The sequence below is a fragment of the Streptomyces sp. NBC_01216 genome (assembly GCF_035994945.1).
GTDB lineage: Bacteria > Actinomycetota > Actinomycetes > Streptomycetales > Streptomycetaceae > Streptomyces.
The window spans coordinates 861555-878598 of the sequence record NZ_CP108677.1 but is presented as its reverse complement, the minus strand read 5'-3'; the positions used below and the strand labels follow the sequence as shown (position 1 = coordinate 878598).

Annotated in this window: 16 protein-coding genes and 1 riboswitch; of the genes, 15 read left to right on the top strand and 1 reads right to left on the bottom strand. The window is 71.6% G+C overall.

The annotated features are described in order from the left end of the window. The first annotated feature begins 8 nt into the window (after positions 1-8). The 14 genes from OG393_RS03815 to OG393_RS03750 all read left to right on the top strand — a co-directional run bounded on the left by OG393_RS03815 (position 9) and on the right by OG393_RS03750 (position 14709). Entirely contained in the window at positions 9-887 is an 879-nt protein-coding gene (locus OG393_RS03815) for a glycosyltransferase family 2 protein (RefSeq protein ID WP_327378295.1), read from the top strand. Between the two features lie 49 nt (positions 888-936). After that, entirely contained in the window at positions 937-1866 is a 930-nt protein-coding gene (locus OG393_RS03810; protein ID WP_327373130.1) for an ABC transporter permease, read from the top strand. Then, complete coding sequence (locus OG393_RS03805; protein WP_327373129.1) at positions 1859-2659, top strand: ABC transporter ATP-binding protein; 801 nt, start codon at positions 1859-1861, stop codon at positions 2657-2659. The genes OG393_RS03810 and OG393_RS03805 overlap by 8 nt, the downstream gene beginning before the upstream one ends. A 159-nt stretch (positions 2660-2818) precedes the next feature. Then, positions 2819-3514, top strand: coding sequence for a TetR/AcrR family transcriptional regulator (locus OG393_RS03800; protein WP_327373128.1), 696 nt, complete (start codon positions 2819-2821; stop codon positions 3512-3514). A 372-nt stretch (positions 3515-3886) separates the two neighbouring features. Then, a complete protein-coding gene (hpnC, locus tag OG393_RS03795; protein ID WP_327373127.1) occupies positions 3887-4804 on the top strand; it encodes a squalene synthase HpnC in 918 nt (305 codons plus the stop codon). Next, positions 4801-5751 (top strand): presqualene diphosphate synthase HpnD, encoded by a 951-nt coding sequence (gene hpnD, locus OG393_RS03790; RefSeq protein WP_327373126.1) that lies wholly within the window; start codon positions 4801-4803, stop codon positions 5749-5751. The genes hpnC and hpnD overlap by 4 nt, the downstream gene beginning before the upstream one ends. 82 nt (positions 5752-5833) lie before the next feature. Further along, the gene (gene hpnE, locus OG393_RS03785) at positions 5834-7252 is read left to right on the top strand and encodes a hydroxysqualene dehydroxylase HpnE (RefSeq protein ID WP_327373125.1); all 1419 of its coding nucleotides are present in this window, start codon (positions 5834-5836) and stop codon (positions 7250-7252) included. Then, complete coding sequence (locus OG393_RS03780; RefSeq protein WP_327373124.1) at positions 7249-8349, top strand: polyprenyl synthetase family protein; 1101 nt, start codon at positions 7249-7251, stop codon at positions 8347-8349. Before hpnE ends, OG393_RS03780 begins: the two co-directional genes overlap by 4 nt. Positions 8350-8453: 104 nt before the next feature. After that, on the top strand, positions 8454-10439 hold the full coding sequence (gene shc, locus OG393_RS03775) for a squalene--hopene cyclase (RefSeq protein ID WP_327373123.1): 1986 nt from the start codon (positions 8454-8456) through the stop codon (positions 10437-10439). Next, positions 10439-11104, top strand: a complete 666-nt coding sequence (locus tag OG393_RS03770; RefSeq protein ID WP_327373121.1) for a phosphorylase family protein — start codon at positions 10439-10441, stop codon at positions 11102-11104. The genes shc and OG393_RS03770 overlap by 1 nt, the downstream gene beginning before the upstream one ends. Positions 11105-11111: 7 nt before the next feature. Beyond that, the gene (gene hpnH / locus OG393_RS03765) at positions 11112-12134 is read left to right on the top strand and encodes an adenosyl-hopene transferase HpnH (protein ID WP_327373119.1); all 1023 of its coding nucleotides are present in this window, start codon (positions 11112-11114) and stop codon (positions 12132-12134) included. 204 nt (positions 12135-12338) lie between these two features. Next, positions 12339-13769 (top strand): aspartate aminotransferase family protein, encoded by a 1431-nt coding sequence (locus OG393_RS03760; protein WP_327373118.1) that lies wholly within the window; start codon positions 12339-12341, stop codon positions 13767-13769. Between the two features lie 113 nt (positions 13770-13882). Continuing rightward, the gene (locus tag OG393_RS03755; RefSeq protein WP_327373117.1) at positions 13883-14533 is read left to right on the top strand and encodes a helix-turn-helix domain-containing protein; all 651 of its coding nucleotides are present in this window, start codon (positions 13883-13885) and stop codon (positions 14531-14533) included. 20 nt (positions 14534-14553) lie between these two features. Then, positions 14554-14709: a DUF6126 family protein gene (locus OG393_RS03750; protein WP_327373116.1), complete on the top strand. Its 156-nt coding sequence runs from the start codon at positions 14554-14556 to the stop codon at positions 14707-14709. A 2-nt stretch (positions 14710-14711) separates the two neighbouring features. Here OG393_RS03750 and OG393_RS03745 read toward each other — a convergent pair whose 3' ends face one another. Next, on the bottom strand, positions 14712-15524 hold the full coding sequence (locus tag OG393_RS03745) for a tyrosine-protein phosphatase (RefSeq protein ID WP_327373115.1): 813 nt from the start codon (positions 15522-15524) through the stop codon (positions 14712-14714). 391 nt (positions 15525-15915) lie between these two features. Then, positions 15916-16072: riboswitch (cyclic di-AMP (ydaO/yuaA leader) on the top strand. Between the two features lie 2 nt (positions 16073-16074). Here OG393_RS03745 and OG393_RS03740 point away from each other — a divergent pair. Next, positions 16075-17010 carry a M23 family metallopeptidase gene (locus OG393_RS03740; protein ID WP_327373114.1) on the top strand — a complete coding sequence of 312 codons (936 nt, stop codon included), beginning with the start codon at positions 16075-16077 and terminating at the stop codon, positions 17008-17010. The last annotated feature ends 34 nt before the right edge of the window (positions 17011-17044 follow it).

Below are 17044 nucleotides of genomic sequence, written 5' to 3'. Positions count from 1 at the left end.
GTACCCCGATGAAACTGGGCGCCGTCATCATCACCATGGGCAACCGGCCCGACGACCTGCGCGCTCTTCTCGACTCGGTCGCCAAACAGGACGGCGACCCGGTCGAGGTCGTGGTCGTCGGCAACGGCGCCCCCGTCACCGGGGTCCCGGACGGCGTCCACACCATCGACCTGCCCGAGAACGTCGGCATCCCCGCGGGCCGCAACGTCGGCATCCAGGCGTTCGGCCCCGACGGCCCGTGCGGTCCCGTGGACGCCCTGCTGTTCCTGGACGACGACGGACTGCTCGCCCACGCCGACACGGCCGAACTGGTCCGCCAGGCGTTCACCGCCGACCCCCGGCTCGGCATCATCAGCTTCCGGATCGCGGACCCGGAGACCGGACTGACCCAGCGCCGGCACGTGCCCCGGCTGCGGGCCGCCGACCCGATGCGCTCCTCGCGTGTGACCACCTTCCTCGGCGGGGCCAACGCCGTCCGCCGCAAGGTGTTCACCGAGGTCGGAGGGCTCCCGGACACGTTCTTCTACGCCCATGAGGAGACGGATCTCGCCTGGCGGGCCCTCGACGCGGACTGGATGATCGACTACCGTTCCGACATGGTGCTGCTCCACCCCACCACTCCGCCGTCCCGGCACGCGACCTATCACTACAACGTGGCTCGCAACCGAGTGTGGCTGGCACGCCGCAATCTGCCCGCACCCCTGGTGCCGGTCTACCTCGGCGTCTGGCTGCTGCTCACTCTGGCGCGACGGCCCTCCTTTCCCGCCCTCAAGGCGTGGTTCGGCGGCTTCAGGGAAGGCTGGACCGCCTCGTGCGGGCCGCGCCGTCCCATGAAGTGGCGTACGGTGTGGCGGCTGACCCGACTGGGACGCCCGCCCGTCGTCTGACGGCGTGCTCCCGCCTTGCCGCGCATCTTGGATACGAAAGTTTCGACTTGTGAGTGACACGACCCACGACGGCGCGGTCGCGACGAGCGCCCCGCCGTCCGCTGACGACGGCCTGTCCCCGGCCGCGCTGGCCGCGAAGTACGGCCTGGCTGTCAGCGGGGCCCGGCCGGGGCTCCTGGAATACATCCGCCAGCTGTGGGGGCGGCGCCATTTCATCCTGGCCTTCTCCCAGGCGAAGCTCACCGCCCAGTACAGCCAGGCGAAGCTCGGGCAGCTGTGGCAGGTGGTGACCCCGCTCCTCAACGCGATGGTCTACTTCCTGATCTTCGGTCTCATCCTGAACGCCGACCGGGGCATGTCCCGGGACGTGTATGTGCCGTTCCTGGTCACCGGCGTCTTCGTGTTCACCTTCACCCAGAGCTCGGTGATGGCGGGTGTCCGGGCCATCTCGGGCAACATCGGCCTGGTACGGGCGCTGCACTTCCCCCGGGCCTCGCTGCCCATCTCCTTCGCGCTCCAACAGCTCCAGCAGCTGTTGTTCTCGATGGTCGTGCTGATCGCCATCGCGGTCGCCTTCGGCAGCTACCCCTCGCTGAGCTGGCTGCTCCTGCTGCCCGCCCTGGGGCTCCAGTTCGTCTTCAACGTGGGCCTGGCCCTGATCATGGCGCGGCTGGGCAGCAAGACCCCGGACCTCGCCCAGCTGATGCCGTTCATCATGCGCACCTGGATGTACGGCTCCGGTGTCATGTTCTCGATCCCGGTGATGCTCGCGGACAAGCCGGCCTGGATCGCCGACGTCCTGATGTACAACCCGGCGGCCCTCTTCATGGACCTGATCCGCTTCGCGCTGATCGACAAATACGACTCGTCCAACCTGCCGCCACACGTCTGGATCGCCGCGCTGGCCTGGGCCGTGCTGGTCGGCCTCGCCGGTTTCGTCTACTTCTGGAAGGCCGAGGAGAGGTACGGCCGTGGCTGACAACGTCACCGGGGAACGCGTTCCCACCGTCATCGCGGACGGCGTCCACATCGTCTACCGGGTCAACGGCGGCAGCGGCGGCAAGGGCAGTGCCACGGCCGCACTGAGCCGGATACTCGGCCGCCGCCGCAAGGGGAGTGCCCCGTCGGCCGCCCGGGGCGTGCGCAAGGTGCACGCCGTGCGCGGGGTCTCCTTCACCGCCTACCGCGGCGAGGCCATCGGTCTCATCGGTACCAACGGCTCCGGCAAGTCGACGCTGCTGCGGGCCATCGCCGGCCTCCTCCCCACGGAACACGGCAAGGTCTACACCGACGGCCAGCCCTCGCTCCTGGGTGTCAACGCGGCGCTGATGAACGATCTGACCGGTGAGCGGAACGTGATACTCGGCGGCCTGGCCATGGGAATGAGCCGCGAGGAGATCCGCAGCCGCTACCAGCAGATCGTCGACTTCTCCGGCATCAACGAGAAGGGCGACTTCATCAGCCTGCCGATGCGGACCTACTCCTCCGGCATGGGAGCCCGCCTTCGCTTCGCCGTCGCCGCGGCCAAGAACCACGACGTCCTCATGATCGACGAGGCGCTCGCCACCGGCGACCGGGCCTTCCAGATCCGTTCCGAGGAGCGCATCCGCGAGCTGCGCAAGGAGGCAGGCACGGTCTTCCTGGTCAGCCACAGCAACAAGTCGATCAGGGACACCTGCGACCGGGTCCTGTGGCTGGAGAAGGGCGAGCTGCTGATGGACGGCCCCACCGAGGAGGTCCTGCGGGCCTACGAGCGGGAGACCGGGAAGTAGCCGGACCCCGGTCCGTTCCGGCCGGGCCCAGGCGCGAAACCCTCCCCGCCCTGCCCCACCCACCCCCCTCCGGCCCCGGCCGGAGGGGGGTGTCCGGTTCCGGGCGCGTCCTGACCCGCCCGGAATGTTCATGGGGTCAACATCGGGCAGGATGACGCCATGGCAGCGATCTCGGGAGGAAAGTCCTATCACCACGGCGACCTGCGCAACGCGCTGATCTGCGCGGCCGTCGACCTCGCCCGCGAAGGCGGCCCGGAGCGGGTCGTCCTGCGCGAGGCCGCCCGTCGTGTCTGTGTCTCGCCCACCGCCGCCTACCGGCACTTCGACGGCCAGGGCGAGCTGCTCAGCGCCGTCAAGATCCATGCCCAGCGGGAGCTCGCCGACGCCATGGAACGGGCCGCCGCCGCCCGCGTCTGCCGAGCGGACGACCCCGCCGTGGCGGCCGAAGTCCGGCTCGCCGCGCTCGGCCGCGCCTACGTCGGCTTCGCACTGGACCAGCCGGGCCTCTACCGGGCGGCCTTCTGCACCCCGCGGCCCGCCTGCGGGGAGGCGTGGGCCACCGGGGGACGCGTGTCGAAGCCGGAGCCGGAGATCCGAGCGTTCACCCTGCTCGCGGACGCCCTGGCGACCCTCGCACGGGCCGGCCATGTCCCGCCGGCGTCCCGCCCGGACACCGAGGCCGCCGCGTGTTCGGCCGTGCACGGACTGTCACTCCTGCTGCTGGACGGCCCGCTGCGGCGGCTGCCGGCGTGGCGTCGCGACGACGTCGTCGAGAGCACCCTCGCCATGGTCGTCTCCGGTGTACGGGCCGGGCGCACCGCGTGCGAAGCCCGAACCGAAACCACGGACGGGTGAACTCCCGCGCTGGGTGGGAGCGTTGGTCCGGCATGTGATGTCCTGGCAAGGAGTCCGCGACCCCGGCGCGGCACCGGGCGCTGTACCACGTAAGCTGTACCGGTGCTGATTCGTGGCAAGTGGGGCGATACTCCCTGGTGCCGCATCCGGCAAGGCCGCGAGTCGCCGTGCCGGGCGTCGTGACAGGGCGAAGGTCGCCTGACGCGGCACCAGGCATCCCGGCCGTCAGGCGGTGATCCCTCCAGGGAAGCCGGTGGCGTGTCCGAAATAGGATGGATCGGATCGGCAGTGTAGAACAGGAGATGTGACGGCCATGACGCGAAATCTCCAGCTCCACGAGGGTGTCGCCGTCCCCGCGTCGGGCAGCGCCCCGTGACGCGAATCCGGCAGGCGCGCCGCGATGCCTCCCCGCGCGCCACGCTCGACAAGGCCGCGGACGAGAACTTCCCGGTGGCCCCCTTCTTCCTGCCGCGGGCCTGGCGCGACGACCTCATGGCGGTCTACGGTTTCGCACGCCTGGTCGACGACATCGGCGACGGCGACCTGGCCCCCGGCGGCGCCGACGCCCGTCACCTCGGTGTCCCGCCCGAGCGGGCCGAGGACCGGCTCGCGATGCTGGACGCCTTCGAGGCCGACCTGCGCCGCGTCTTCGCCTCCACACCGCGCCACCCGCTGCTGCGGGCCCTCCAGCCGACCGTGCGGCGTCACGCGCTGGACCCCGCGCCCTTCCTCGGCCTGGTCGCCGCCAACCGCCAAGACCAGCTGGTCCGCCGCTACGAGACCTACGACGACCTCCTCGCGTACTGCGCGCTCTCCGCGAACCCCGTCGGCCGCCTCGTCCTCGGCATCACCGGGACGGCCACCCCGGAGCGGGTCCGCCGCTCCGACGCGATCTGTACCGCCCTCCAGATCGTCGAACACCTCCAGGACGTCGCCGAGGACCTCGGCCGCGACCGGATCTACCTGCCCGCCGAGGACATGAAGCGCTTCCACGTCACCGAGGACGACCTCGCCCGCCCCACCGCCTGCGCGTCCGTGCGGGCCCTGATCGCCTTCGAGGCCGCCCGCGCCCGCGCGCTGCTGGACGACGGTACCCCGCTCGTCGGCAGCGTCCACGGCAGGCTGCGCCTGCTGCTCGCCGGGTTCACGGCCGGGGGGCACGCCGCGCTCGACGCGGTCGCCGCCGCCGGAGGCGGGTTCGACGTCCTGACGGGGCCGCCCAGGCCCACCAAACCGAGTCTGATGCGCCGAGCCGGAACGGTCCTGCTCACGGCGCGGAGAGAGGGGTGAGCCGGACCGTGGAGGGACAGACGGAGATGTCCGCGCCGGTACAGGCCGCGTACAGCTACTGCGAGGCCGTCACCGGACAGCAGGCCCGTAACTTCGCCTACGGGATCCGCCTGCTGCCGGCCGAGAAGCGGCAGGCCATGTCGGCCCTGTACGCGTTCTCCCGGCGGGTCGACGACATCGGCGACGGCGGTCTCCCGCCGGAGACCAAGCACGACCGGCTCGAAGGGACCCGCGCACTCCTGGGACGGATCCGCGAAGGCGCGATCGACGAGGACGACACCGACCCCGTCGCGGTCGCCCTCGCCGACGCCGCGCGCCGTTTCCCGATCCCGCTCGGCGGCCTCGACGAGCTGATCGACGGGGTCCTCATGGACGTGCGCGGCGCGACCTACGAGACCTGGGACGACCTGAAGGTCTACTGCCGGTGCGTCGCGGGCGCCATCGGACGACTCTCGCTCGGCGTCTTCGGCACCCAGCCGGGCGCACCGGGCGCCGACCGCGCCTCCGAGTACGCCGACACCCTGGGACTGGCGCTCCAGCTCACGAACATCCTCCGCGACGTACGGGAGGACGCCGGCAACGGGCGGACCTACCTGCCCGCCGACGACCTGGCCAAGTTCGGCTGCGGTGACGGCTTCCACCGCGACACCCCGCCGGCCGGCGCCGACTTCGACGGCCTCGTCCACTTCGAGGTCCGGCGCGCTCGGGCCCTGTTCGCCGAGGGGTACCGGCTCCTTCCCATGCTCGACCGGCGCAGCGGCGCCTGTGTCGCCGCGATGGCCGGCATCTACCGGCGTCTGCTCGACCGCATCGAACGCGACCCCGAGGCCGTGCTGCGCGGCCGGGTGTCCCTGCCCGGCCACGAGAAGGCATATGTCGCCGTCCGCGGCCTGTCCGGGCTCGACACCCGTCACCTCTCCCGGCGGTCCGTCAGGAGGCGTACCTGATGCGCCCGCACCGGCTCCGGCACCACGCAACCCCGTGCCGCGCGACGGCGTCCCAGACTGCGACGGCCCGAGGGGAGACGGTATGACGACCGACGGCAGCGCCCGCCACCCCGGGGCGCCGGCACCCGGGGACCGCCCGCACGCCGTCGTCGTCGGCGGCGGACTCGCCGGCATCACCACCGCCCTCCGGCTCGCCGACAGCGGCGTGCGCGTGACGCTGCTCGACGGCCGGCCCCGCCTCGGCGGACTCGCCTTCTCCTTCCGCCGCGGCGACCTCACCGTCGACAACGGACAGCACGTCTACCTGCGCTGCTGCACCGCCTACCGCTGGTTCCTGGACCGCGTCGACGGCGCGGAGCTGGCGCCGCTCCAGCCGCGCCTGGACGTCCCCGTCCTCGACGTCGCGCATCCGCGCGGCCCCCGGCTCGGACGACTGCGCCGCACCGGCCTCCCGGTGCCGCTGCACCTGGCCCGGAGCCTCGCCACCTACCCGCACCTCTCGCTCGCCGAGCGGGCGAGCGTCGGACGCGCCGCTCTCGCGCTCAAACGGCTCGACCCCGCCGACCCCGCCCTTGACGCCATCGACTTCGGCACCTGGCTCGGCCGGCACGGCCAGTCGCCGCGGACCGTCGAGGCCCTGTGGGACCTGGTCGGCGTCGCCACCCTGAACGCCACCGCCCCGCACGCCTCCATGGGGCTGGCCGCCATGGTCTTCAAGACCGGTCTGCTCTCAGAGCCGGGCGCCGCCGACATCGGCTGGGCCCACGTCCCGCTCGGCGAACTGCACGACACCCTGGCGGCCAAGGCCCTCGACTCCCTCGGCGTGCGCACCGCCCTGCGTACCAAGGCCGAGCGGATCACCCGCACCGAGGCCGGGCGCTGGACCGTGGACGTACCGGGGGAGCGGATCGAGGCCGACGTCGTCGTCCTCGCCGTACCGCAGCGGGAGACCCGCGAACTCCTGCCCGAGGGCGCGCTCGACGACCCCGACCGGCTTCTCGGCATCGGCACCGCGCCCATCCTCAACCTGCACGTGGTCTACGACCGCAAGGTGCTGCGGCAGCCGTTCTTCACCGCGCTCGGCTCCCCGGTCCAGTGGGTCTTCGACCGCACCGGGTCCTCCGGCCTGACCGGCGGCGGCCAGTACCTCGCCGTCTCCCAGTCCGCCGCCCAGGAGGACATCGAGGAGCCCGTCGCCGCCCTGCGCGCACGCTACCTCCCGGAACTGGAACGCCTGCTGCCCGCGGCCCGCGGCGCCGGCGTCCGGGACTTCTTCGTCACCCGGGAGCGGACCGCCACGTTCGCCCCCACCCCGGGCGTCGGCCGGCTCCGCCCCGGCGCCCGCACCCACACCCCCGGCCTGTACCTGGCCGGCGCGTGGACCGCCACCGGCTGGCCCGCGACCATGGAGGGCGCCGTCCGCAGCGGTTTCAGCGCCGCGGACGCCGCGCTCTCCGCCCTCGGCCGCCGCCATGAACACCCGCTGCAGGAGGCGGTATGAGTGTGAGTACTGGAACAAGAGGAGAAACCGTGCCGACCGTGCCCCCGGTGAATCCGGCCGTCGACACCGCGGACGTGACCGCCCTGCTGGAGCGGGGGAGGACCCTGTCCGCCCCCGTGCTGCGGGCGGCCGTCGCCCGGCTCGCACCGCCCATGGACACCGTGGCCGCCTACCACTTCGGCTGGATCGACGCACAGGGCAACCCCGCGGACGGCGACGGCGGCAAGGCCGTCCGCCCCGCGCTCGCGCTGCTCTCGGCCGAGGCCGCCGGAGCCGCCCCCGAGGTCGGCGTACCCGGCGCCGTCGCCGTCGAGCTGGTCCACAACTTCTCGCTGCTGCACGACGACCTGATGGACGGCGACGAGCAGCGCCGCCACCGCGACACGGTCTGGAAGGTGCACGGCCCGGCCCAGGCCATCCTGGTCGGCGACGCCCTGTTCGCGCTCGCCAACGAGCTGCTGCTGGAGCTCGGCACCGTCGAGGCCGGCCGCGCGACCCGCCGGCTGACCACCGCCAGCCGCAAGCTCATCGACGGCCAGGCCCAGGACATCTCCTACGAGCACCGCGAGCGGGTCACCGTCGAGGAATGCCTGGAGATGGAGGGCAACAAGACCGGCGCCCTGCTCGCCTGCGCCGTCTCCATCGGCGCCGTCCTCGGCGGCGCCGACGACCGCACGGCCGACAAGCTGGAGGAGTACGGCCACCACCTCGGCCTCGCCTTCCAGGCCGTCGACGACCTGCTCGGCATCTGGGGCGACCCGGAGTCCACCGGCAAGCAGACCTGGAGCGACCTGCGCCAGCGCAAGAAGTCCCTGCCGGTCGTCGCCGCCCTCGCCGCCGGCGGGCCGGCCTCGGAGCGGCTCGGCGAACTGCTCGCCGCGGACGCCAAGAGCAACGACTTCGACTTGTTCTCCGAGGAGGAGTTCGCCACCCGGGCGGCCCTCATCGAGGAGGCCGGCGGCCGGGAGTGGACCTCCCAGGAGGCCCGTCGCCAGCACGCCGTGGCCATCGGCGCGCTGCACGAGGTGGACATGCCCGCACGCGTCAGGGACCAGCTCACCGCACTCGCCGACTTCGTCGTCGTACGGAAGAGATGATCACCATCACCCTGATATGAGTTCGCAGTCGCCGTCCGGTGCCACCCGGCGCCGGCCGACGGCAGACCCGAAGAAGCAGAATCCGACTGCACGAAGGGGAAGCCATGACAGCGACGACCGACGGAAGCGCCGGGGCCGTGGGCCCCCGGGCGGCCTCGGCCAGCGAAACATCCGGTACCGCACACGCGCGGGACGGTCTCGACGAGGCCGCCGCACGGGCCGCGGAGCGTTCCATCACACATCTCCTCGGCCGCCAGGACGCCGAGGGCTGGTGGAAGGGCGACCTGGAGACCAACGTCACCATGGACGCCGAGGACCTTCTGCTGCGCCAGTTCCTGGGCATCCTGGACGCCGGCACCACACACGCCGCCGCCCTGCACATCCGCGGACGGCAGCAGGAGGACGGCACCTGGTCCACCTTCCACGACGGGCCCGGCGAGCTCTCCGCCACCGTCGAGGCATACGTCGCGCTCCGGCTCGCCGGGGACCCGCCCGACGCACCCCACATGGCTCGCGCCTCCGCCTGGATCCGCGACCGGGGAGGAATCGCCGCCGCCCGGGTCTTCACCCGGATCTGGCTCGCCCTCTTCGGCTGGTGGCGGTGGGAGGACCTGCCCGAGCTGCCGCCCGAGCTGATCTACCTGCCCAGGTGGTTCCCGCTCAACATCTACGACTTCGGCTGCTGGGCCCGGCAGACCATCGTCCCGCTCACCGTGGTCTCCGCCAAGCGGCCGGTACGTCCCGCGCCCTTCCCGCTGGACGAGCTGCACACCGACCCGGCACGGCCCAACCCGCCCAGACCACCGGCGCCGCCGACCACGTGGGACGGCCTCTTCCAACGCCTCGACAAGGCGATGCACCTCTATCACCGGGTCGCCCCGCGCCGGCTGCGCGGGGCCGCGATGAACGTCGCCGCCCGCTGGATCATCGAACGCCAGGAGAACGACGGCTGCTGGGGCGGCATCCAGCCGCCCGCCGTCTACTCGGTCATCGCTCTCCACCTGCTCGGCTACGACCTCCAGCACCCCGTCATGCGGGCCGGACTGGAGTCCCTCGACCGCTTCGCCGTCTGGCGGGAGGACGGTTCGCGGATGATCGAGGCATGTCAGTCCCCGGTCTGGGACACCTGCCTGGCCACCATCGCGCTCGCCGACGCCGGCCTCCCGGCGGACCATCCCGCCCTCGTCAAGGCCGCCGACTGGATGCTCGGCGAGGAGATCGCCAAGCGCGGCGACTGGGCCGTACGCCGCCCCGGACTCCCGCCCGGCGGCTGGGCCTTCGAGTTCCACAACGACAACTACCCGGACATCGACGACACCGCCGAGGTCATCCTCGCCCTGCGCCGGGTCAAGCATCCCGATCCCGCCCGGGTCGAGGCGGCGATCACCCGCGGCGCCCGCTGGAACCTGGGCATGCAGTCGAGGAACGGCGCCTGGGCGGCGTTCGACGCCGACAACACCAGCCGCCTGCCCAACCGGCTGCCGTTCTGCGACTTCGGCGAGGTGGTCGATCCGCCCTCGGCCGACGTCACCGCGCACGTCGTCGAGATGCTCGCCTTCGAGGGCATGTCCCGACACCCCAGCACCCGCAAGGGAATCGACTGGCTGCTCGCCGAACAGGAACCCAACGGCGCCTGGTTCGGACGCTGGGGCGTCAACTACGTCTACGGCACAGGCTCGGTGGTACCCGCCCTGACCGCGGCCGGACTGCCCACGTCCCACCCGGCGATCCGCCGGGCCGTCGCCTGGCTGGAATCCGTACAGAACGACGACGGCGGCTGGGGCGAGGACCTGCGCTCCTACCAGGAGAAGTCCTGGTCTGGCCACGGGACGTCCACCGCCTCGCAGACCGCCTGGGCGCTCCTGGCCCTGCTCGCGGCCGGCGAACGCGCATCCGCGGCCGTGCGCAGCGGCGTCGCCTGGCTCGCCGGGACCCAGCGCGAGGACGGCTCCTGGGACGAGCCGTACTTCACCGGCACCGGATTCCCCTGGGACTTCTCCATCAACTACCACCTCTACCGACAGGTGTTCCCGCTCACCGCGCTCGGCCGCTACGTGAACGGCGAGCCGACCCTCTACAGGGAGCGCTGATGGACGGGGACCCGGGGCCCGAGCGGTCCGCGCCGCCCCTGCTGATCGCCTGTGCGCTCGGCATCGAACAGCTCGCCCTGCGCAGCGGCGGCCGGTCCGGGGCCCCGGTCCCGTTCACCGTCCTGCGCACGGGCATGGGCCCGGAACGAGCCCGCCGCGCCGTCTCCCGGACACTCGGCCAGGAGCCCTGGCGGGACGCCGTCGTCGTCGCCTCGGGCTTCTGCGCCGGACTCGCCCCCGGCATGCACCCCGGAGACCTCGTCGTCGCCGAGGAGACCTTCGGCGCTGCGACGGGTCCGGCCGGCGCCCTCCCCTGCACCGGGCCGGAACTGCTGGTGAAGGCGCTGTCGAGGACGGTCCCCGGGCGCACCGTCCACACCGGCCCGCTGGCCGGCACCGACCACGTCGTCCGCGGCCACGAACGGTCCGAGCTGCTGGCCACCGGAGCCCTCGCGGTGGACATGGAATCGGCCGCCACCCTGCGCACCGCGCTGGCGGCCGGACCCCGCCCGGTTGCGGCCGTCCGAGTGGTCGTGGACGCTCCAGAGCACGAACTGGTCCGGATCGGCACGGTCCGCGGTGGAATATCGGCATTCCGCGTCCTCCGTGCCGTCCTTCCCGCATTCTTCGAATGGCACCGTTCTTTGCTGCTCCCCAGGAGGTGAGCGAGTTATGGCCATGCCGCTCCGTCAGTCCATCCGGGTCGGGACCTACCTCTTCGAACAGAAGCTCCGCAAGCGGGACAAGTTCCCGCTGATCGTCGAACTCGAGCCGCTGTTCGCCTGCAATCTCAAATGCGAGGGCTGCGGGAAGATCCAGCACCCGGCGGGTGTGCTCAAGCAGCGCATGCCCGTCGCCCAGGCGGTCGGCGCGGTCCTGGAGTCCGGGGCGCCGATGGTCTCCATCGCCGGCGGCGAGCCCTTGATGCACCCTCAGATCGACGAGATCGTCCGGCAGTTGGTGGCCAAGAGGAAGTACGTCTTTCTCTGCACCAACGCCATGCTGCTGCGCAAGAAGCTGGAGGACTTCACCCCCTCGCCGTACTTCGCCTTCGCCGTGCACATCGACGGGCTCCGCGAGCGCCACGACGAGTCCGTGGCGAAGGAGGGCGTGTTCGACGAAGCGGTGGCGGCGATCAAGGAGGCCAAGCGGCAGGGCTTCCGTGTCACCACCAACTCGACCTTCTTCAACACCGACACCCCGCAGACCGTCATCGAGGTGCTCAACTACCTCAACGACGACCTCCAGGTCGACGAGATGATGATCTCGCCCGCGTACGCCTACGAGAAGGCCCCCGACCAGGAGCACTTCCTGGGCGTCGAGCAGACCCGGGAACTCTTCAAGAAGTCCTTCGCGGGGGGCAACCGCCGGCGCTGGCGACTGAACCACTCCCCGCTCTTCCTGGACTTCCTGGAGGGCAAGGCCGACTTCCCCTGCACGGCGTGGGCGATCCCGAACTACTCGCTCTTCGGCTGGCAGCGCCCCTGCTACCTGATGAGCGACGGATACGTGCCCACCTACCGGGAACTGATCGAGGAAACCGACTGGGACAAGTACGGCCGCGGCAAGGACCCGCGCTGCGCCAACTGCATGGCGCACTGCGGCTACGAGCCCACCGCCGTACTCGCCACGATGGGCTCGCTCAAGGAGTCCCTCCGCGCGGTCCGCGAGACCGTGTCCGGCGACAAGCGCTGAAAGCCTGTCGGGTGGCCTCTGACCGGGCGGTCACGCCCTGGCACGCGCGCTGCCGGCGTTGCCGGGATGCCCCGGTGCCGAAGGCCACCCGACAGGCTCTGAGCCGACGCGCGACCGGAGGACCGGCGGCGCCCGTCGCGCCCCCGGCCCCGGCCGCCGTCGCCCCGGCACACAAGGACAACGGTCAGTGAGGGAGAACGCCCGATGAGCAAGGAGCCCGAACCCGTGGTGAGCAGGCCCGGACCTTCGGCGGCCGGGGAGTTCGACCTGGCGACCCTGCTCGCGGAACGCGGCGCCGAACGCTACGCGCTGCACACCGCCTACCTCAACCACCAACTGCCGCGCATGCTCCGCACCATCGGCTTCGACAAGGTCTACGAGCGCGCCGAGGGAGCCCACTTCTGGGACGCGGAGGGCGGCGACTACCTCGACATGCTGGCCGGCTTCGGCGTCATGGGCCTGGGACGGCACCACCCCGTCGTCCGCAAGGCGCTCCACGACGTCCTCGACGCCTCCCTCGCCGACCTCACCCGCTTCGACTGCCAGCCCCTCCCCGGCCTCCTCGCCGAACGCCTGCTCTCCCACAGCCCCCACCTCGACCGGGTCTTCTTCGGCAACAGCGGCACGGAGGCCGTGGAGACGGCGCTGAAGTTCGCCCGCTACGCCACCGGCAGACCGAGGGTCCTGTACTGCTCCCACGCCTTCCACGGACTGACCACCGGTTCCCTGTCGGTCAACGGCGAGAAGGGCTTCCGGAACGGCTTCGGCCCCCTGCTGCCCGACACCGAGATCGGACTCGGCGATCTCGACGCTCTGGAGCGGGAGCTGCGCCGGGGCGACGTCGCCGCCTTCGTCGTCGAACCGATCCAGGGCAAGGGTGTCCACGAGTCCCCGCCCGGCTTCCTCCGCGCGGCCCAGGACCTGCTGCACCGGCACGGTGCTCTGCTGATCGCCGACGAGGTGCAGACGGGACTCGGCAGGACCGGCGACTTCTACGCCTACCAGCACGAGCAGGGAGTCGAGCCCGACCTGGTCTGCGTCGCCAAGGCGCTCTCCGGCGGCTACGTGCCCGTCGGCGCCACCCTCGGCAAGGACTGGATCTTCAAGAAGGTCTACTCGTCCATGGACCGGGTCCTGGTCCACTCGGCCAGCTTCGGATCGAACGCGCAGGCCATGGCGGCCGGACTCGCCGTGCTCTCGGTCATGGAGTCCGAGGGGACGGTGGCGCACGCGCGCCGCACCGGCGAGCTGCTGTCCTCGAAGCTCAGGGCGCTCGTGCCCCGCTACGAACTGCTCCACGAGGTACGTGGTCGTGGACTGATGATCGGCATCGAGTTCGGCCGGCCGTCCTCGCTCGGGCTGCGCAGCCGGTGGACCATGCTCCAGGCCGCCCGCAAGGGGCTCTTCGCGCAGATGGTCGTCGTACCGCTCCTGCAGAGGCACCGGATTCTGACCCAGGTGTCCGGGGATCATCTGGAGGTGATCAAGCTGATCCCGCCCCTGGTCCTCGACGACGCGGACGTGGACCGTTTCGTGACCGCCTTCACGGCGGTGATGGAGGACGCCCACGGCGGCGGCGGGCTGATGTGGGACTTCGGGAAGACGCTGGTGAAGCAGGCGGTGGCGCAGCGCTGAGGGGCCGGTCCCGGGGCGTGCCGCGCGTTTCGGCGCCCCCGGTCAGGGCCGGGGATATTTGCCTGTGAGGCAATAAATTTGCCCCAGAGGAAAGTTCCTGGCGCAATGGGTGCATGGAGCACCTCCCCGAGGAGCGGTCCTCGGACCCGGCGCCGCCGTTCGCCGGCCAGGACGCCCCGCCCGCACTGCCCGACGTGGCCCCCCAGTTGCGCGGCCTGCGCCGACGCCGGGGGGTCACCCTGGAGGCCGCCGCCCAGCGGGCCGGGCTCTCTCCGGCCCATCTCTCCCGTCTCGAGACGGGCCGCCGGCAGCCCTCGCTGCCGATGCTGCTCGCCCTCGCCCGCATCTACGGTACGACGGTCTCGGAGCTGCTGGGCGAGGCCCCGCCCGAGCGTGATCCCATCGTCCGGGCCGGCCGTTCCGAACCGGTCGAGGCCGACGGCTGGGTCTACCGCCAGGCGGGCGGCCCCGGCCGCGCCCTGCAGGCGCTCCGCGTCCACGTGCCATACGCCACCAGAGCCGACATCGTGCGGGTCCATCCCGGTGAGGAGTGGCTGCACGTCCTCGGCGGCCGGGTGCGCCTGGCCCTGGGCGAGGCCGTGCATGTGCTCGACCCGGGGGACAGCGCGCACTTCGACTCGCTGACCCCGCACCGCATCGGCGCCGCCACCCGCGACGGCGCCGAACTGCTCTTCGTCCACACGCTGATGCAGAGCCCCGTGGCCGAGCTGTGTCTCGGCGAAAGAGCACCGCATCAGCGCTGAGCCCATCGGAAGGGGCCGTCATGTCCGAAAAGTCTGTACCTGTCACCGGCGAGGAGCGTGAGGCCGGGAAGTTCCCGAAAGGGCTCGTGCTGCGCCTCTTCGCCTACCTGGTGGCGGGGCACCTCTTCGCGGGCTTCCTCTATCTGCTCTTCCTGCTCGGCGGGCAGAACCAGTAGGGCTACGCCTCGGTGAGCAGGCGTGCGCGCAGCCGCTCGCGGGTCTCCGGGGAGAGTCCCAGTCCGTCCGTGAGATAGCTCTCCTCCGTGCCCCAGGTCTGCTCGATCGTCTCGAACGCGGCCCGGATGTATTCCAGGCGCGCGTCGAACAGCGGGCGCAGCAGCTCCATCACCTCGGGCGACATGGCGTCCGCGGCGGTGGAGCTGCGGCGCACCTTGTAGCGGCGGTGCGGATCGTTCGACTTGAGGTAGTCGGCCTCGATGGCCTCGCGCTCCACGCCGACCGCGAGCAGTGAGATCGCGATGGACAGGCCCGCGCGGTCCTTGCCCGCCGCGCAGTGCATCAGGGCGGGGACGCTGTCCTCGGCCAGCGCGTGCAGGACGTGGCTGTGCTCCGTCGTGCGTTCGACAATCATCTTTCGGTACGAAGCGGACATGCGGGCGGCCGCCTTGCCGTCACCGAGCGCCTCGCGTAGCTGGTGCAGCTCGCCCTGGCTGACGAGCTTCCAGAAGTCCTTGCCGTCGGCCGGGTCGTTGAGCGGGATGTTCACGTTCCGTACGCCCGGGAGTTCGACGTCCGGGCCCTCGATCTTGCGGTCGGCGTGATTGCGGAAGTCGAAGACCGTGTGCAGGCCGAGTGTCGTCAGGAAGGTCGCGTCCTCCCCGGTGGCGTGTGCGAGGTGGCCGCTGCGGAAGAGGCGCCCGAACCGCACGGACCGGCCGTCCGTGGCGGGCAGGCCGCCGACGTCGCGGAAGTTGCGTACGCCGCTCAGCTCGGGTTCGGTCGACGGGACCTGTGGCAGCTGCTGCGTCACGAGTGCTCCTGAGTGTTGACGATCTTCGATCGTGCGCGATCGGTTCCTGGCGCAATCATCCCGGCATGTGGCTGGTCCACACACCCCTGGGACGGTAATGGGCGTTGTGTCCGAATTAATGCATTAGGGGTAACACGCCCTGGTTGTGGGGGAGATGGGGCGGGTGCGTGAGCAGCGTCATAGCCGTGACGGACCGTGCCTGATCGTCTTTCGCGACACCCCTGCGGCGAAAGGAGGGAGAAGGGTCGTCATCCACGCAGGGTGACCGGAAATTCCCTTCGGATATCGAAGGCCGGAATGTCCGCGGAATGCGGCGGCTTGTTCCCGCCGACCCCGCTCGTCTACGGTCACGCTCAATCCGGTCGGACCGCCGAATCCTGCCACCGTCCGGAATTCGCACCCACCCACGTGTGGCAGGAGCGGGGGACCCAGGTAGTACGCCGGTCCTTCAGTCCAGGACGGCTCGGGGTGAAGTCGCGTGAGAGCGCGACCGGACATCTCCAGTCCGAACCCGACAGCTCACCTCGCAGGCGACGGAGAGGAATTCGCCATGCCCGCGAAGGGTAAGCACCGCCGTCCCAAGGCCAACCCGATCACCCGCGGATTCGTCGCCGCCGGAGCCGGTGGCGCCGTCGTCGTCCTGCCGCTCTTCGGTGCGACCGGCGCCCACGCCGCCGAGCAGGCCGCTCCGGCCGCGGCTCCCCGGCAGGCCGTCACCGCCGCCGCGACGCAGGCCCCTGCCGCCGCCCCGGCCGCGAAGGCCAAGCCCCGCACGTACTCCGTCGTCCCCGGCGACTACCTGTCGAAGATCGCCGCCGAGCACCACCTCGCCGGCGGCTGGAAGAAGCTCTACGCCGACAACCGCCAGGTCGTCGGCGAGAACCCCTCCCTGATCCTCCCGGGCATGAAGCTCACCCTCGGCGCCAAGTCGACGGCCAAGGCTCCCGCCCCGAAGGCCGCCGCGAAGGCCGCGGCCAAGAAGTCCTCCGCCGGCTCGGCCGAGACCCGAGGCACCCGCAGCGCCGAGCGCACCGCGGTGGAGGCCGCCCCGGCGGCCCCGCAGTCCTCGCGGGCCTCCTCCTCCGGCTGGGTCGCGCCGGTCGGCGGCGGCATCTCCACCCCGTACCGCGCCTCCGGCTCCATGTGGTCCTCCGGCTACCACACCGGCGTCGACTTCATCGCCTCCTCCGGCACCTCCGTGAAGGCCGTCGGTCCGGGCACCGTCTACTCCGCGGGCTGGAGCGGCGCCTACGGCAACGAGGTCGTCATCCGGCACGCCGACGGCACGTACTCCCAGTACGCCCACCTCTCCTCGCTGTCCGTCTCCGCCGGACAGACCGTCACCGGCGGCCAGCAGGTCGGCCTGTCCGGTTCGACCGGCAACTCCACCGGGCCGCACCTCCACTTCGAGATCCGCACCACCCCCAGCTACGGCTCGGACATCGACCCGCTGGCCTACCTGCGCGCGCACGGCGCCGCCATCTGATCACCGACGCTCCGTCAGGCCCGGCACCCCGCGT

Excerpts from the sequence above, each read along its gene's own strand:
- OG393_RS03815 (WP_327378295.1), top strand. The coding sequence starts at position 9 with ATGAAACTGGGCGCCGTCATCATCACCATGGGCAACCGGCCCGACGAC.
- OG393_RS03800 (WP_327373128.1), top strand. The coding sequence starts at position 2,819 with ATGGCAGCGATCTCGGGAGGAAAGTCCTATCACCACGGCGACCTGCGC.
- hpnE (WP_327373125.1), top strand. The coding sequence starts at position 5,834 with ATGACGACCGACGGCAGCGCCCGCCACCCCGGGGCGCCGGCACCCGGG.
- OG393_RS03780 (WP_327373124.1), top strand. The coding sequence starts at position 7,249 with ATGAGTGTGAGTACTGGAACAAGAGGAGAAACCGTGCCGACCGTGCCC.
- shc (WP_327373123.1), top strand. The coding sequence starts at position 8,454 with ATGACAGCGACGACCGACGGAAGCGCCGGGGCCGTGGGCCCCCGGGCG.
- OG393_RS03770 (WP_327373121.1), top strand. The coding sequence starts at position 10,439 with ATGGACGGGGACCCGGGGCCCGAGCGGTCCGCGCCGCCCCTGCTGATC.
- hpnH (WP_327373119.1), top strand. The coding sequence starts at position 11,112 with ATGGCCATGCCGCTCCGTCAGTCCATCCGGGTCGGGACCTACCTCTTC.
- OG393_RS03760 (WP_327373118.1), top strand. The coding sequence starts at position 12,339 with ATGAGCAAGGAGCCCGAACCCGTGGTGAGCAGGCCCGGACCTTCGGCG.
- OG393_RS03755 (WP_327373117.1), top strand. The coding sequence starts at position 13,883 with ATGGAGCACCTCCCCGAGGAGCGGTCCTCGGACCCGGCGCCGCCGTTC.
- OG393_RS03750 (WP_327373116.1), top strand. The coding sequence starts at position 14,554 with ATGTCCGAAAAGTCTGTACCTGTCACCGGCGAGGAGCGTGAGGCCGGG.
- OG393_RS03740 (WP_327373114.1), top strand. The coding sequence starts at position 16,075 with ATGCCCGCGAAGGGTAAGCACCGCCGTCCCAAGGCCAACCCGATCACC.